The organism is Synechococcus sp. A15-44 (genome assembly GCF_014280115.1).
Classification (GTDB): Bacteria; Cyanobacteriota; Cyanobacteriia; order PCC-6307; family Cyanobiaceae; genus Parasynechococcus.
Genome location: NZ_CP047938.1, coordinates 310,760 through 325,813, shown reverse-complemented (window position 1 = coordinate 325,813; position 15,054 = coordinate 310,760). Strand labels below are relative to the sequence as shown.

At 62.6% G+C, this 15,054-nt stretch carries 10 protein-coding genes and 1 tRNA gene; 7 read left to right on the top strand and 4 right to left on the bottom strand.

All coding sequences use genetic code 11. The features are described 5' to 3' along the window. Positions 1-2: 2 nt before the first annotated feature. Complete coding sequence (gene psaA / locus SynA1544_RS01650; RefSeq protein WP_186514614.1) at positions 3-2,306, bottom strand: photosystem I core protein PsaA; 2,304 nt, start codon at positions 2,304-2,306, stop codon at positions 3-5. A gap of 404 nt (positions 2,307-2,710) precedes the next feature. Between psaA and SynA1544_RS01645 the strand changes: the two genes are divergently transcribed. Both SynA1544_RS01645 and cobJ read left to right on the top strand, forming a co-directional pair. Continuing rightward, positions 2,711-4,054, top strand: a complete 1,344-nt coding sequence (locus tag SynA1544_RS01645) for a hypothetical protein (RefSeq protein ID WP_186514613.1) — start codon at positions 2,711-2,713, stop codon at positions 4,052-4,054. A gap of 69 nt (positions 4,055-4,123) precedes the next feature. Then, positions 4,124-5,863, top strand: coding sequence for a precorrin-3B C(17)-methyltransferase (cobJ, locus tag SynA1544_RS01640; protein WP_186514612.1), 1,740 nt, complete (start codon positions 4,124-4,126; stop codon positions 5,861-5,863). 67 nt (positions 5,864-5,930) lie between these two features. Here the strand turns inward: cobJ and SynA1544_RS01635 are convergent. After that, positions 5,931-6,004: transfer RNA gene (locus tag SynA1544_RS01635), tRNA-Pro, on the bottom strand. A gap of 89 nt (positions 6,005-6,093) precedes the next feature. Here SynA1544_RS01635 and lipA point away from each other — a divergent pair. Further along, a complete protein-coding gene (lipA, locus tag SynA1544_RS01630; protein ID WP_186514611.1) occupies positions 6,094-6,963 on the top strand; it encodes a lipoyl synthase in 870 nt (289 codons plus the stop codon). Here the strand turns inward: lipA and SynA1544_RS01625 are convergent. Together SynA1544_RS01625 and gltB are read right to left on the bottom strand one after the other, a co-directional pair. Further along, complete coding sequence (locus SynA1544_RS01625; RefSeq protein ID WP_186514610.1) at positions 6,941-7,252, bottom strand: YciI family protein; 312 nt, start codon at positions 7,250-7,252, stop codon at positions 6,941-6,943. The genes lipA and SynA1544_RS01625 overlap by 23 nt on opposite strands. A 15-nt stretch (positions 7,253-7,267) precedes the next feature. Continuing rightward, positions 7,268-11,869, bottom strand: coding sequence for a glutamate synthase large subunit (gltB, locus tag SynA1544_RS01620; protein WP_186514609.1), 4,602 nt, complete (start codon positions 11,867-11,869; stop codon positions 7,268-7,270). Positions 11,870-11,971: 102 nt separating this feature from the next. On the opposite strand from gltB, the gene SynA1544_RS01615 reads away from it, so the two are divergent. From SynA1544_RS01615 to rpsG, 4 genes are all read left to right on the top strand, one after another. Continuing rightward, complete coding sequence (locus SynA1544_RS01615) at positions 11,972-13,657, top strand: phosphodiester glycosidase family protein (protein ID WP_186514608.1); 1,686 nt, start codon at positions 11,972-11,974, stop codon at positions 13,655-13,657. A gap of 34 nt (positions 13,658-13,691) precedes the next feature. Next, positions 13,692-14,018 carry an iron-sulfur cluster assembly accessory protein gene (locus SynA1544_RS01610; protein ID WP_186514607.1) on the top strand — a complete coding sequence of 109 codons (327 nt, stop codon included), beginning with the start codon at positions 13,692-13,694 and terminating at the stop codon, positions 14,016-14,018. Positions 14,019-14,090: 72 nt separating this feature from the next. Next, positions 14,091-14,465, top strand: coding sequence for a 30S ribosomal protein S12 (gene rpsL, locus SynA1544_RS01605; protein ID WP_006850614.1), 375 nt, complete (start codon positions 14,091-14,093; stop codon positions 14,463-14,465). Positions 14,466-14,506: 41 nt separating this feature from the next. Further along, positions 14,507-14,977: a 30S ribosomal protein S7 gene (gene rpsG / locus SynA1544_RS01600; RefSeq protein ID WP_006849937.1), complete on the top strand. Its 471-nt coding sequence runs from the start codon at positions 14,507-14,509 to the stop codon at positions 14,975-14,977. Positions 14,978-15,054: the final 77 nt, after the last annotated feature.

Genomic DNA, 15,054 nt, shown 5'->3' with positions numbered 1-15,054 from the left:
GGTCAGCCGACCACAAGAATGTGGGCGTGGAAGAAGGCCCACGTGGTCGCAATTCCGCCCAAGAGGTAATGGGCAACACCCACGGCACGGCCTTGGATGATGGAAAGAGCACGGGGCTGGATGGCGGGAGCCACCTTCAGCTTGTTGTGAGCCCAGACGATGGACTCGATCAGTTCCTGCCAGTAGCCGCGGCCACTGAAGAGGAACATCAGGCTGAAGGCGAACACGAAGTGGGCGCCGAGGAACATGATTCCGTAGGCGGCCGTGTTCGAGCCATAGCTGTTGATCACCTGAACGGCCTGAGCCCACAGATAGTCACGCAGCCAGCCATTGATGGTGATGGCGCTTTGGGCAAAGTTGCCGTTGGTGATGTGTGCGACGGAACCGTCGGCATTCACCGTTCCCCAGATGTCGCTCTGCATCTTCCAGGAGAAGTGGAAGATCACGATTGACAGGGAGTTGTACATCCAGAACAGGCCCAGGAACACGTGGTCCCAAGCGGAGACCTGGCAAGTACCACCACGACCAGGACCGTCGCAGGAGAAGCGGAAGCCCAGGTTGGCCTTATCAGGGATGAGGCGGGAGCTGCGGGCGTACAGAACACCCTTCAGCAGGATCAGCACCGTCACGTGAATCGTGAAGGCGTGGATGTGGTGAACCATGAAGTCGGCGGTGCCGAGCGGCATGGGAGCAGCGGCAACCTTGCCGCCGACGGCGACAACGGAACCGTTGAACACTTCACTCACACCCGCGAGGGCGTTGGGAGCTGTGCTGCCTGCAGCTGCGGCGTGCACGTTCTGAATCCACTGAGCAAAGATCGGCTGGATGGAGATCGCCGAATCGCTGAACATGTCCTGGGGACGACCCAGGGCACGCATGGTGTCGTTGTGGATGTACAGGCCGAAGCTGTGGGCTCCGAGCCAGATGCAGACCCAGTTGAGGTGACTGATGATGGCGTCGCGAGCCTTGAGCACCCGATCCAGCACGTTGTCGATGTGCTTGGCGGGGTCGTAATCGCGAACCATGGCGATGGCGGCGTGAGCGCCGGCACCAACGATCAGGAAGCCGCCAATCCAGATGTGGTGAGTAAACACACCGATCTGGGTGGGGTAGTCGATCGCCATGTATGCGTACGGAGGCATTGCATACATGTGCTGAGCCACGATGATGCTCAGGGAGCCAAGCAGCGCGAGGTTGATTCCCAACTGCGCGTGCCACGAGGTCGTCATGAACTCGTAAAGGCCGTCATGGCCGTTGGTGGCAGGGAACAGCAGGGGATCACCCTTCTGACCTTCGTGGATCTCCTTGATGGAGTGACCGATGCCCCAGTTGGTCCGGTACATGTGACCGGCAACGATAAAGAGGACTGCGATCGCCACGTGGTGGTGGGCGATGTCGGTCATCCAGAGGCTTCCCGTTACAGGATTCAAACCACCCTTGAAGGTGAGGAAATCGCTGTAGGCAGCCCAATTTCCAGAGAAGAAAGCACCGACACCAGCGCTGAAACCAGGATACAGCTGCGCCAGCAGGTCCTGATTGAAGAACTCGTGGGGCAGAGGAATATCCGCCACAGAAGCGATGGTCTTCCCATTGAGCACCAAGGGCTGACCGGCATCGATCGCGTCGGTGAGCTTGGTGATTGGAGCGGACACGTGGATCAGGTGACCAGCCCAGGACAGTGAACCGAGACCCAGCAGACCTGCCAGGTGGTGGTTCAGCATCGACTCAACGTTCTGGAACCACTCCAGCTTCGGCGCTGCCTTGTGGTAGTGGAAAACACCAGCGTTGAGCATCAGGCCGGCCATCACCAGAGCACCGATGGCCAGAGCCATGAGCTGAGTTTCGCTGGTGATGCCCCATCCGCGCCAAACGTGGAAAAGGCCTGAGGTGATTTGGATGCCTTGGAAACCGGCACCCATGTCTCCGTTAAGGATTTCTTGGCCGAAGATCGCCCAGACCTGCTGGGCACTTGGCTTCACATGAGTGGGGTCAGCAAGCCAACCGGAATAGTTGGAGAAGCGGGCGCCGTGGAAGAAGGCACCGCTGAGCCAGATGAAGATGACGGCCAGGTGGCCGAAATGAGCAGAGAAAATCCGCCGAGAGACCTCTTGAAGGTCGCTCGTGTGAGCGTCGAAGTCGTGAGCGTTGGCGTGAAGGTTCCAAACCCAGGTTGTGGTTTTGGGACCTTTCGCGAGAGCTCGGTCGAAGTGTCCGGGCTTGCCGAACAGCTCGAAGGTTGCTGGATTGTCAACCTTCTCGACCTGGCTTTTCGCGTCACTCCCACGCTCAGGTGGGCTGATGGTCATCGAGTCGTTCCTCGAGGGACGGGTTTCGAGGTGGTGGGCCACCCCTCCGAAGGGCCGAAGCCAATCGGGGCCCCGAACGCGAATTCACAGGGAATCCGGGCTCGGGCGTCAATGCGGACAAGAGATCGAAACCCCTTACCTGCACTGAAGCTGGGGCCCCAAAGAGGGGACCGCTGGCGGAAGCATAGGGGCGGAGCAGGGGGTTAAAGGGCACTGAGTTACAAAGGTTCAATCCCGTGGCGCGCCAGTCAGCGACAGGCGTCTGCAGAAGACTGAGAATCAGCGAAACAACAAAGATCTCAAGCAGTAAACAACACAATTTCACGCATATTTCCTTCCTGAATAACTAAAACTCTGACAGTGAAGGCCGGATTGTTCAGAATGATCGGATCTGTTCACGCCCGATGCGTCGCCCTGGCCTGAAGTCGATATGGGCTGTTCTGCTGGCAGCAGTGCTGCTTCTTGGTGCCGGCTTACCTGTTCATGCGCGCCCTGGATTCTTCAATCGCGATGCAGGGTCCGCTGCTAAACCGCTGCCGAGTTCAGCCCCCAGCGGGAAGCTCCAGGAAGTGGCTCCTCCAGGGGCAGTGCAACAGCTGCGCCAGAACCTGCAACAGCACCGCCCCTCCCTGCGGCTGATCGATCCAAGCAACGACAGCATCGTTTCCTCTGACGCCCTTGAGCTGCATTTCGAAATCGACGACTGGCCCCTCAGCAGCGACCCCGAATTGGGCCTGGGGCCCCATGTGGTGCTCCAAATCGACAACCGCGCTCCCCTACGACTGAGCAAAAGCGATGGAAACCGCCTGAAGGTCCGCATCGATGACCTGGAGGCGGGCAGTCATCGGTTCAGCGCCTGGGCCGCTTACCCCTGGGGAGAAGCCGTTCAAGCACCGGGAGCCTCAGTCCAGGGACGCGTGCACCTCTGGCAAAAACTTCAGGGCACACAGCCCGAACGTGATGCCCCCTGGCTGGTCCCTGTCTCACCAGCCGGAGAACAGGGCCTGCAACCCCTGTTGGTGGATTGGCTGATCTGGAATGCTCCGCTGCAAAACCTGCGGGAGGGCGATGGCCGCTGGCGACTCCGCATCAGCATTGATGGGGACAGCTTTTTGGTTGATCACCAGGAAGCCCTTTGGCTCAAAGGATCGAACGGCTCAGGCAGCCACGACATTCAGATGGAACTGCTCAATGGGCTGGGCGAGCCAATTACACCTGTCTTCAACAATCAGCTGATTCATCTGAAAGCCGCAACCGGTGCCAAGCCGGGCTGGATGCGCTCACGCCTCACCGAAAGCCAGCTCGCGCGCCTGAGCGGCTCCCCTGAGCCTGATGTTCTGGAGGTGGTCGAATCCTCGCCAGAGCCTCCTCAAAAGACTGAGGAGAAAAAACAGGAGAAGACAGAACAGCCCCGAGACCTTCCTCAGGCTGAGCTCAAAGCCGAGGCCGTCGTCGAGGACGAGGTTGAAACCAAGCCCGAGGCCACCCCCCAGCCCGCGGCACCAGAGAAAAACGAAGAGCAGGAGTCTGAGCCGCCCCTTGTTGCCCAGCCGCTTGCTGAACAGCCACGTGCTGAACAGCCATCCAAAGCAGAAACTGCTCGGCCCACCCCTCCCACTCCCGCCCAGGGGAAGCAAGCGGAACCTCAGCAGCCAGCCGACGAGGAACCCAAGCTGAAGCCAAGCAGCAGCCTGGGAGGATCAGCCCGTGAGTTGCTCAACAGCGATGGGCGCTTGCGCAAGCCCTGATCCGGATTTCCTGCCCTGAACCCCACATCTGCCGCTCCCGCTCTGGGCCTAGGACTGAGCCCCAGCGCCATGCTGCTGTTGGAGCGTTTGCTGCTGCGCGGCCACATCGACCGGATCAAGCCAGCCGACCAAGACATCAGCACCGCCCTTGATGGGCACTGGACGGCAGAGAACGTTGTTTTGTTCGTGGGCGCCGTGGGAGCAGTGACGCGCCTGATTGCAGCTCGGATCCAAGGCAAAGAGAAGGATCCAGCCGTTCTGGTGCTTGACCCGAAAGGAGAGTTCATCATTCCGCTGTTGGGAGGCCATTCCGCAGGGGCCGAACAACGTGCCCGGGAAATCGCCATGGATCTCGGCGGGCAGGCTGTGATCACGGGCGCCTGCGCCCATGAAGGACGTCTCCCCCTGGATGCCTTTGGCGAGGGCTGGGGCTGGAAACGCAGCGGATCAGTGGCCCATTGGCGCGATCTGATGGTGCGGCAATCCCAGGGATCCAGCATCAGTGTTCACCAGAGCAGTGGATCCACCTCCTGGCGAGGCCCTGAAGGCCATCCCCTGCTGCACAACATCGATCCGAATGGTCTGCCAGACGCCGCTGATCTCGTGATCGGAGCGCGCCGTCAGGGTGATTGCCAGTGGCATCCAGCAACGCTCTGGATCGGCATCGGCTGTGAGCGCAACACCAGTGTTTCGCTGGTGGAGAAGGCCATTGCCGAGGCCTTGGCAACAGCAGGACTGGCGGAAGAGGCGATCGCCGGCATCGCCAGCGCAGCGCGGAAAGCCGATGAACCGGCCCTGCAAGAGCTCAGCCGCACCAGGGCATGGCCGTTCCGAACCTTTGCGGAGCACGCCCTTGCATCCATCGACGTGCCCAATCCCTCCGAAGTGGTGCGCCAAGAAATGGGGACTGCGTCTGTGGCTGAAGCAGCGGCCTTGCTGGCTGCGGGCGAACAAGCTCATCTGATCCAGCCCAAGCGAATCAGCCGTCCGGTAGCAGGGGAGCAGGGTGCAGTGACGGTAGCCATTGCCGAGGCGGCACTCCCCCACGCGCCAGAGAGGGGCGAGCTGCACCTGGTGGGGAGTGGTCCAGGGGATCTGTCCCTGCTCAGCGGAGACGCCAAAGCGGCCCTCTCCCGTTGCTGTGCCTGGGTTGGCTACAGCCTCTACCTCGATCTTCTGGAGCCCCTGCGCCGGCCGGATCAGGTCCGATTCGATGGCCAGCTCACCCGGGAATGGGACCGCTGTGCCGAAGCGCTGCGCTTGGCCCAACAAGGGGCCAAGGTTGCTCTGATCTCCTCCGGCGACAGCGGCATCTACGGCATGGCGGGATTGGCCCTGGAGCTGTTGCTTCAGCAACCCGAGCAGGAGCGGCCCAGCTTCGCGGTGCATCCCGGCATTTCAGCCTTCCAGCTGGCCGCCGCCCGGGCCGGAGCGCCACTGATGCATGACTTCTGCTGCGTGAGCCTCAGCGATCGCCTCACGCCATGGGCCGTGATCGAAAAGCGACTGGAGGCCGCCGCGGCTGGAGATTTTGTGCTCGCTCTGTACAACCCACGCTCCAAGGGCCGGGACTGGCAGCTGGGACACGCCAAGGACATCCTGCTGAAACACCGCCCCCCCACAACCCCGGTGACGCTGGCGCGGCAGCTGGGCCGCGCAGAGGAATCCCGTGAGCTCACGAGCCTTGAGCGCTTGAAGCCGGAATCCGTGGACATGCTCACGCTGGTTCTGATCGGGAACAGCAGCAGCCGTGCAGAGGATGGCTGGATGGTGACGCCGCGGGGCTACCCCGGGGCGAGTCTCCAATGAGCGCCAGGTCTTTTTCGGCCTAGCTCAGGCCTCCATCAAGACCAGGCAGTGCCATGCAAACCAAGAATCGGGATGACAGGATTCGAACCTGCGGCCCCTTCGTCCCGAACGAAGTGCGCTACCAAACTGCGCCACATCCCGGCACGACAATCCTAAAAGATCGATGCATCCGCGAATGGAGCAGCGGGAGCAGGGCACGGATTAGGGTCATGGATTGAAGAAGCTTCGCCGTGCTCAAGCCGGAGTGGTTGCGCGTAAAGGCTCCGCAGCGCGAACGAATCGGCGCCGTGGCCGACCTGCTGCTGGACTTGAACCTGAACACGGTCTGCCAGGAGGCGAGCTGCCCCAACATCGGCGAATGCTTTGCAGGCGGCACCGCCACGTTTTTAATCATGGGGCCCGGCTGCACCCGCGCCTGCCCCTACTGCGACATCGACTTCGACAAGAGCGTGCGCGAGCTCGATCCCACCGAGCCGCAACGGCTTGGGGAGGCAGTGGCCCGTCTGGGCCTGAAGCACGTGGTGATCACCTCGGTGAACCGCGACGATCTTGCCGATGGTGGAGCGTCCCAGTTTGTGGCCTGCATCGAACAGGTGAAGCAACGCTCACCGCTCACCACGATCGAGCTGCTGATTCCCGACTTCTGCGGCAACTGGGATGCCCTGGCAACAGTGATGGCCGCCGCCCCCCACGTGCTGAACCACAACATTGAAACGGTGCCGCGGATGTACCGCTTGGCGCGGCCCCAGGGCATTTATGAACGCTCCCTCGAGCTGCTGCAACGGGTGCGGGACCAATGGCCCAGGGCCTACAGCAAGTCGGGCCTGATGGTGGGGCTCGGGGAAACCGATGAGGAAGTGATCGAGACGCTCAGGGATCTGAGGAAACACAAGGTCGACATCGTCACCATCGGTCAGTACCTCTCACCTGGCCCAAAGCACCTGGCCGTCGACCGCTTTGTCACCCCAGCTCAATTCGAGACCTACAGAACAGTGGGCGAAGAGGAGCTGGGCTTCCTTCAGGTGGTCAGCACTCCACTCACCCGCAGCAGCTACCACGCCGGCGAGGTGCAACGGCTTATGGCCAGCCATCCCCGTTGACGGGAATCCATTCCTGCACCTGCCAGTCCACCAGGCCGGCGATGATCATCGGATCGTTCTGCACCCACGCCAAAGCATCGGTGTAGGACGTCGCCTCAAAGATCAACAACCCCCCGCCGCCTGGACGCCGGTCGCCATCCACCAGGTAACCGCTGCGTAGACGGCGGACTCCTGCTGCAGCTTCATCTAAAACCCAACGGCGGTGAGCCTCCAAGGTGGGTCGCCGCTGCTCAACGGAGAGGGCGGCGGCGACAGCCGTGAAGGTTTCGGTCTTGACGAACCAAGCCACGGGCGGGTGACGGCGCTAGGCCGCCACAGCCTGCTTGTCGGCCAATCCCATCGCCTCCCGCTCACTGGGGGGGACCAACACCTTGAAGCGACCCTTCGCCGCAGACCAATCGGCCAGGAGAGCAGCAGCCTTCTCACTTCCCGTAAGCGCCACATGCCGTTCCAGCAAACCCTTCAGCAGCGACTCCTGCTCATGGGTGGTGATGGTGCAGACCTCAACAATCTCCGGGTTCACCCGAGGAGCGACACGCCCCTCCTCATCCAGCAGGAAGGTCACTCCACCGGTCATGCCAGCGCCGACATTGCGGCCGGTGCTGCCGAGAACAACAACGACGCCACCGGTCATGTACTCACAGCAGTGGTCACCAGCTCCCTCCACAACCGTGCGGGCGCCGCTGTTGCGAACACCGAAGCGCTCACCAGCCCGGCCATGGGCAAACAACTCACCGCCGGTGGCCCCGTAAAGACAGGTGTTGCCGAGGATCACCTGGTCATCGGGAGATGCACAACCGTCTGATGGCACCAGGGTGATGCAACCACTGTTCATGCCCTTGCCCACATAGTCGTTGGCTTCGCCTTCCAGACGAACCTGCATGCCCTGCACCAGGAAAGCCCCGAAGCTCTGGCCTGCTGCCCCCCGGAAGGTGAGATCGAGCTGTCCCTTGAAGCCGCGGTTGCCATGGCGCTGGGCGATTTCACCGGCCAGACGGGCACAGACACTGCGATCGGTGTTGATGATCTCGATGCTGCGGCTGATGGAACCGTGGTTCTCCAGGGCAGCCATCAGTTCAGCGTCGGCGAGGAGCTGATCCTCAAGGATCGGTCCATTGCCGTGGGCCTCGTCGCTGTGGCGCAGCCAGGAGCGATCTTCGGCGCCGCTGATCGGGGCCAGCAGGCTGGAGAGATCCACACCCTTGGTCTTGGCCAGATCAACCGAGCGGGCCTGGAGCAGATCGGTGCGACCGATCAGCTCCTCGAGGCGGGTTACGCCGAGCAGGCTCATCAGCTGACGCACTTCCTCGGCGACGTACCAGAAGAAATTGACGACGTGCTCAGGAATGCCGGTGAAGCGCTTGCGCAGGTTCTCCTTCTGCGTGGCCACTCCCACAGGGCAGTTGTTGGTGTGACAGACGCGAGCCATGACGCAGCCCTCGGCGATCATCGCGATCGAGCCGAAGCCGTATTCCTCGGCCCCCAGCAAGGCAGCGATCACCACATCCCAGCCTGTTTTCAGGCCTCCATCGGCGCGCAGCAGAACCCGATCGCGCAGACCGTTCTCCACCAGGGAACGATGCACCTCGGTGAGGCCCAATTCCCAGGGGCTGCCGGCGTGCTTGATCGAACTCAGGGGAGAGGCACCGGTGCCACCGTCGTGACCGGAGATCTGGATCACATCGGCGTTGGCCTTGGCCACACCCGCAGCGATGGTGCCAATCCCGATCTCGGCCACCAGCTTCACGCTCACGGGAGCAGCGGGATGCACCTGATGCAGGTCATGGATCAACTGCGCCAGGTCTTCAATCGAATAGATGTCGTGGTGTGGCGGCGGTGAAATCAAGGCCACACCTGGCTTGCTGTTGCGCAACCAGGCGATGTACTTGTCGACCTTGGGCCCTGGCAGCTGACCGCCTTCACCGGGCTTGGCGCCCTGGGCCACCTTGATCTCCAGCTGCTTACCGCTGCGCAGGTATTCCGCCGTCACACCGAAACGGCCTGAAGCCACCTGCTTGATTGCCGAGCAGGCGGTGTCCCCATTGCGCAAACCACCAATGCTGGGGAATGAAGCGGAACGGCCCTCACCATCCACATCCTTGAGGATCTGGAAGCGGGCAGGGTCTTCGCCGCCTTCACCGCTGTTGCTCTTACCGCCGATGCGATTCATCGCCACGGCCAACACTTCATGGGCTTCGCGGGACAAAGCGCCCAGACTCATCCCGCCCGTGCAGAAGCGGGTGCAGATGCTCTCGACGCTCTCCACCTGATCCAGGGGCACTGGGGTGGGAGCCAACTTGAACTCCAGCAGGTCCCGCAAGGCCATCACCGGTCGGTTTTCCAGCAAGGCCTGGTAGGTGGAGAAATGGTCGTAACCAGGGCCCTGAGCCACCGCCTTGTGCAGCGCCTTCGACAGCTCGGGATTGTTGCGGTGGTACTCAGCACCACTGCGGTACTGAACGAAGCCCATGAATTCGAGCTTGCTGCGGTTGAGCTCAGGGAAAGCCTTGGCGTGCATCGAGAGCGTTTCGTTCGCCAGCTCGGCCAGCGTCATGCCGGCAACACGGCTGGTCGTTCCGGTGAAGGCGGTCTCCACCACATCCGCTCCCAGGCCGATCGCTTCAAAGATCTGAGCGCCGTGGTAGCTGGCCAGCAATGAAATTCCGATCTTGGAGAGGATCTTGCGCAGGCCGTTCTCCAGCGACTCGCGAACGTTGGCCTGGGCTTGATTGGCATCCAGGGCGGGCAACTTGCCCTGTTCGATCCGCTTCTTGGTTTTGGGGTGATCCAGCCAGTGGCGGGTGGTCTCCCAGGTGAGCCAGGGGCAGACGGCACTGGCGCCATAACCAATCAGGCAGGCCATGTGATGGGTGCTCCAGCACTGGGCCGTATCCACCACCAGAGAGCACTGCAGCCGCAGCTTCTGACGCAGCAGATGGTGATGAACAGCACCCACGGCCAGCAAGGCCGGCATCGCCACCGTTGTGGGGGTCAGTGGGGCAGCCGCCCCCGTGCCATCGACCCGGTCGGACAGCACCAGAACTTGCGCTCCGTCACGCACCGCCTGTTCCGCGACGCTGCACAGCGCAGCGATGGCCTGTTGCAGACCTCCCGCACACGACTCCACAGCCACCTGGGTGGAGACCGTCTTGACGGGCAAACCCTGCTCACTGATGGCCGCCAGTTCCGCCTCGTTCAAAACGGGAGTCTCCAGATGGATGACGGAGGCAGCTTCCGGCTGGGGCTTCAGGGCGGGCCGGCGCTCACCCAGGTGCATCTCCAGGCTCATCACCAGCTTTTCCCGCAGGGGATCAATCGGAGGGTTGGTGACCTGGGCGAAACGCTGCTTGAAGTAGTCGTAAAGCAGGTGGGGCTTGTCGGAGAGCACAGCCAGGGGGATGTCATCCCCCATGCAGTAGGTCGGCTCCTTGCCGAGGGCAGCCATGTCCTCGATGATCAGATCGAAGTCTTCGGCGGTAAACCCCATCGCCGTCTGCAACCGCAGCAGATCGAGTTCACCCACCTGCCGGTCCTGGGTCCAGGGCTGGGGGGCCACGCCGCGGCGATGCTTCTGCAGCCAATCGGCGTAGGGGAAGCGCTGCGCCGCGTCTTCCTTCACCGACCAGTTGTCGAGCAACTCGCCGCGTTCAAGATCGACGGCCACCATCTGACCAGGGCCAAGACGACCTTTCTGAACAATCGTCTTGCCGCTGAGATCCACCACGCCGGTCTCCGATCCCATGATCACGAAGCCGTCAGCGGTGGTGCACCAACGCGCCGGACGCAGCCCATTGCGATCGAGCGTTGCACCCACTCGCTTGCCGTCGGCGAACACCAACAGGGCCGGGCCGTCCCAGGGTTCCTGAATGCCCGCGTTGAATTCGTACATCGCCGTCACATCAGGACGGCTGTCGAGATCGGGCTGATTGCGAAACGCTTCGGGCACCAGTGTGATCAGGCTGTCGGTGATCGACCGCCCACTGCACACCATCAATTCCAGAGTGGCGTCCAGGTTGGCGGAATCGCTGAAGGCAGGGTTCACAACCGGAATCAGGTCATCAGCCGCCTCACCCCAGACGTTCTCGAGGCTGGCTTCTGAAGCCTTGGCCCAGTTGAGGTTGCCCAGCAGCGTGTTGATTTCGCCGTTGTGCCCCAGAAGCCGCATCGGCTGAGCCAGGGGCCAGCGCGGCAGGGTGTTGGTGCTGAAACGGCGGTGATACACCGCAAAGCTCACCTCAAATCGTGGGTCCTGCAGGTCGGCGTAGAACTGCGCCAGCACCTCGGATCGCACCATTCCCTTGTAGACAACCGTCCGGCTGCTCAGGGAGGCGACATATACGTCCTGGGCCACCTCGGCACCCAGAGCGGCCCGCACACGGGCACCGATACGGCGCCGCAACCGCAGCAGCTGGCCATCAAAGGTTGCGTCGTCGGCATCACCATTCAGCACCCACTGCTCGATCACAGGCGCTGTGGCACGAGCCAAGGGGCCGAGAACCTCAGGGGCGACAGGCACCGTTCGCCACCCCAGAGGCTGCATGCCAAGGGCCTTGGCCTCTTCATCACACAGGCCCCGCACCTCAGCACGACGGCCGGCATCCGTCGGCATGAACATCATTCCGAGGCCCCGAGCGGCAGCCGCCTCGGGCCAGACCGCTTTCAGATACGACCAGGGGATCTCACACAACACACCTGCGCCGTCGCCGGAGTCGCCGTCACCACCGCAACCACCACGGTGCTCCATGCATCCCAGACCACGCAGGGCCTGCTCCAGCACCCAGTGACTGGCCTGCCCCTGGAGCTGGGCCAGGAAACCAACGCCACACGCATCCTTCTCGCCCGCAACAACCTCGGGTGCAGGGCTGTCGTAGTAAGGCCAGACAGCGGAACGGATGGCGTCAGACATAGGGAACTCAACCGGACGATCGCATGGGTCTGCAGCTTCGAGCTCTGCAGAGACCATCTCGAGGGACGATCCTAGGCAGGCGCCTCTCCGCCCAGGCATTTCATGCTGGCCTTTGCCCCACTTCCCCCGCCACCACCTGAGGTTCGGCCTGCGCCCAACCAGAGCGGTGAGTTGGTGCTGATCGGGCAAGAGCGCAGCAAGGCGGTTTGGCTCTTGAAGGGCAGCGACGCAGAACCGGAAGAACTTTGGCTGCCCTTGGAGGTTTTGGAATCCCGTCTGGGTTTCCGGCGGGTGTCTCGCCTCGATGGAGAGGCACTGGAGTGGTTTGGCCGAACAGTCTCCCTCACCGCACTGGCAACCCGTTCGCTCGGTGATGAAGTCGGCCTCGAGGTGAGCGACTGGCTGGCCGCAACAGGCGTGCGCTCCAAAGTGCGGGGACACACCTTGGAGCTTCGGCTGCCCCGACCAACGGTGAACAATCTGCGCCGCGGCAAGGGTTCAACAGCTGATCGTTTGGTGCTGGACCTGAACGGCCCCGCCCTGGTGCAACGGTTGAACGGCGACCTGTTGCTGGAGCTCAAGCTGTCGCGGACCCAGCAACTTCAGTTGAAGGCGTGGGGGCTCACTCCACAGCAGCATCGCCACGGCGGCCTTCTGCTGAAGGGACAAGCCACCAAGCTGAGGAGCCTGAGCCTGGCGTCCCCCTGGCGGGTGGTGCTGGATGGCGTGCAGATCGGCGGGCGCCGCCCAGTCCAGAACGCACATCTGCCCCTGCGCGACCCAGCTCTGGCCGAATGGCTGAGGCGGGGCTTCGTCTTGGAGCAACGCATCATCAAGGTGGGGGTGAAACCCATTCAGGTGTTCCGTGCCGGCGGCCAGCTGAGCCGTCTCGGCATCACCCTTCAGCCCCTGGTCAAAGCCGAGCAGCAACAGGGCCTGCGTTTTCTGCCTCAGCTCTCCCAACCCGCAGGGGCACTGGTCGCAGTGAACGGAGGCTTTTTCAACCGGATCAATCAACTCCCCCTGGGGGCCGTGCGGCATCAGGGAATCTGGCTGTCCGGTCCGATCCTGAACCGCGGCGTGATCGCTTGGGGAGCCTCAGGGGATCTGCAGTTCGGCCGGCTGCGGCTGAACCAGACGCTGCGGGTGAACAAGGGTCGCCGCTGGATCCTGATGGCACTCAACAGCGGCTACGTCCAGAAGGGACTGAGCCTCTACACACCTGCATGGGGGCCTCGCTACCGGGCCCTGAGCGGAGAAGAGGAAGCTCTGTTGATTCGTGACGGGCGCGTCGAATCAACCTTCGACCAGCGCAGCCTGCAGGGCGGCATCGCCATTCCCAAAAACGCTGCACTGGTGGTCGCCCGCGGGCGCACGCCGCTGCCGGCTCAACCTGGTGATCAGATCCAGGTGACAGAGCGATCCAGCTCTCCCCTGGCCCAACAGCCCAATGTTCTGGGGGGCGGTCCACTCCTGATGCAGAACGGCCGCGTGGTGCTGAATGGACGTCAGGAGGGATTTAGCCCCGGCTTCATGAGCTTGGCGGCGCCAAGAACGGTCGTGGCTCAGGGGGCGAGTGGTCAGTGGCTAATGACCTTGCGCGGGGCCGCCGGCAGTGATCCCACCCTTGTGGAAACAGCCCTGGCAGCCCAGCAACTGGGCCTGCGCGATGCCTTGAACATGGATGGCGGCAGTTCCACCACCCTTGTGGTGGCCGGACGAACCGTGATGAACGGTCGAAGCAGCACCCCGAGAGTCCACAACGGGCTGGGTCTCATCCCCCTCTGAGACCTGCAACAGTGGGGGCCCTGAGGAAATGAGCATGGCTGCCAATCTGCGGCTGACCGCTGCCGCTGCCGCTGAACTAGGGCGACAGGCGGCCGTGGCGGGAACACCGGGGCAGATGCATCTCGATCTCACTCCCGGGGAGTGCGCACAACACGTTCTGCGCATCCGGGCAGGACATCTGGCCGGGGTCGCGATCGCAAGAGCCGATGGCGTGACCCTGCACGCCCCGGCGGAACAGCTCAAATTGCTTGAAGGCCTTTGTCTGGACTACCGGGGCGACCTCAGTGGCGGTGGTTTTCTGATCCGCAACAGCGATGGTGTTGAACCCTGTGCCTGCGGCAGTGCCTTCAGCCGCGTTTGAGGGGGGACCGTCACCCGGTATCGTGGTCGATTGTCGAATCAGGTCGGGAGTCCGACCGCTCACCGACCATCGATGCCAACCATCCAACAGCTGATCCGCACTGAGCGCTCACGCCTCAAGGCCAAGACCAAATCCCCAGCCCTGAAGTCGTGCCCTGAGCGTCGCGGTGTTTGCACCCGCGTTTACACCTCGACGCCCAAAAAGCCCAACTCGGCGCTGCGCAAGGTGGCTCGTGTACGCCTGACCTCCGGTTTCGAGGTCACGGCCTACATCGGCGGTGTCGGTCACAACCTGCAGGAGCACTCGGTGGTGTTGATCCGCGGCGGTCGTGTCAAAGACCTCCCTGGTGTCCGCTACCACATCATCCGCGGAACCCTGGATACCGCTGGCGTGAAAGACCGGCGTCAGTCCCGCTCCAAGTACGGCGCCAAGGCTCCGAAGGAGTGATCACCGGTTTCTTACCCATCCCCATCAAGTTCTGATCCCTAATGTCACGCCGCAACGCCGCTGAGAAGCGCCCGATTCTTCCCGACCCGCAGTTCAACAGCCGCCTCGCCACGATGATGGTGGTGCGCCTGATGCAGCACGGCAAGAAGTCGACAGCGCAACGGATCCTGTCCGACGCGTTCGGCCTGATCAACGAGCGCACCGGCGGAGATCCGCTCGAACTGTTCGAGACAGCCGTCAAGAACGCCACCCCTCTGGTGGAAGTGCGCGCCCGCCGTGTCGGTGGTGCCACCTACCAGGTGCCCATGGAAGTGCGCCAAGAGCGCGGCACCGCTATGGCCCTGCGCTGGCTGGTGAGCTTCTCCCGCGCCCGCAACGGCCGGAGCATGGCCCAGAAGCTGGCTGGCGAACTGATGGATGCCGCCAACGAGGCTGGCAACGCCGTTCGCAAGCGCGAAGAAACCCACAAGATGGCCGAAGCCAACAAGGCTTTCGCCCACTACCGCTACTGAGCCTCGCGGGCCAGTCATCAACACAGATGTTCATGGCTGGCCTGTAGAGTCTCTCCGCCTTTTCACGCCCCACCCCC

What these genes read in the sequence shown, in the direction of transcription:
- psaA (WP_186514614.1), bottom strand. Translation starts at nt 2,306, where the DNA reads ATGACCATCAGCCCACCTGAGCGTGGGAGTGACGCGAAAAGCCAGGTC.
- SynA1544_RS01645 (WP_186514613.1), top strand. Translation starts at nt 2,711, where the DNA reads ATGCGTCGCCCTGGCCTGAAGTCGATATGGGCTGTTCTGCTGGCAGCA.
- cobJ (WP_186514612.1), top strand. Translation starts at nt 4,124, where the DNA reads ATGCTGCTGTTGGAGCGTTTGCTGCTGCGCGGCCACATCGACCGGATC.
- gltB (WP_186514609.1), bottom strand. Translation starts at nt 11,869, where the DNA reads ATGTCTGACGCCATCCGTTCCGCTGTCTGGCCTTACTACGACAGCCCT.
- SynA1544_RS01615 (WP_186514608.1), top strand. Translation starts at nt 11,972, where the DNA reads ATGCTGGCCTTTGCCCCACTTCCCCCGCCACCACCTGAGGTTCGGCCT.
- SynA1544_RS01610 (WP_186514607.1), top strand. Translation starts at nt 13,692, where the DNA reads ATGGCTGCCAATCTGCGGCTGACCGCTGCCGCTGCCGCTGAACTAGGG.
- rpsL (WP_006850614.1), top strand. Translation starts at nt 14,091, where the DNA reads ATGCCAACCATCCAACAGCTGATCCGCACTGAGCGCTCACGCCTCAAG.
- rpsG (WP_006849937.1), top strand. Translation starts at nt 14,507, where the DNA reads ATGTCACGCCGCAACGCCGCTGAGAAGCGCCCGATTCTTCCCGACCCG.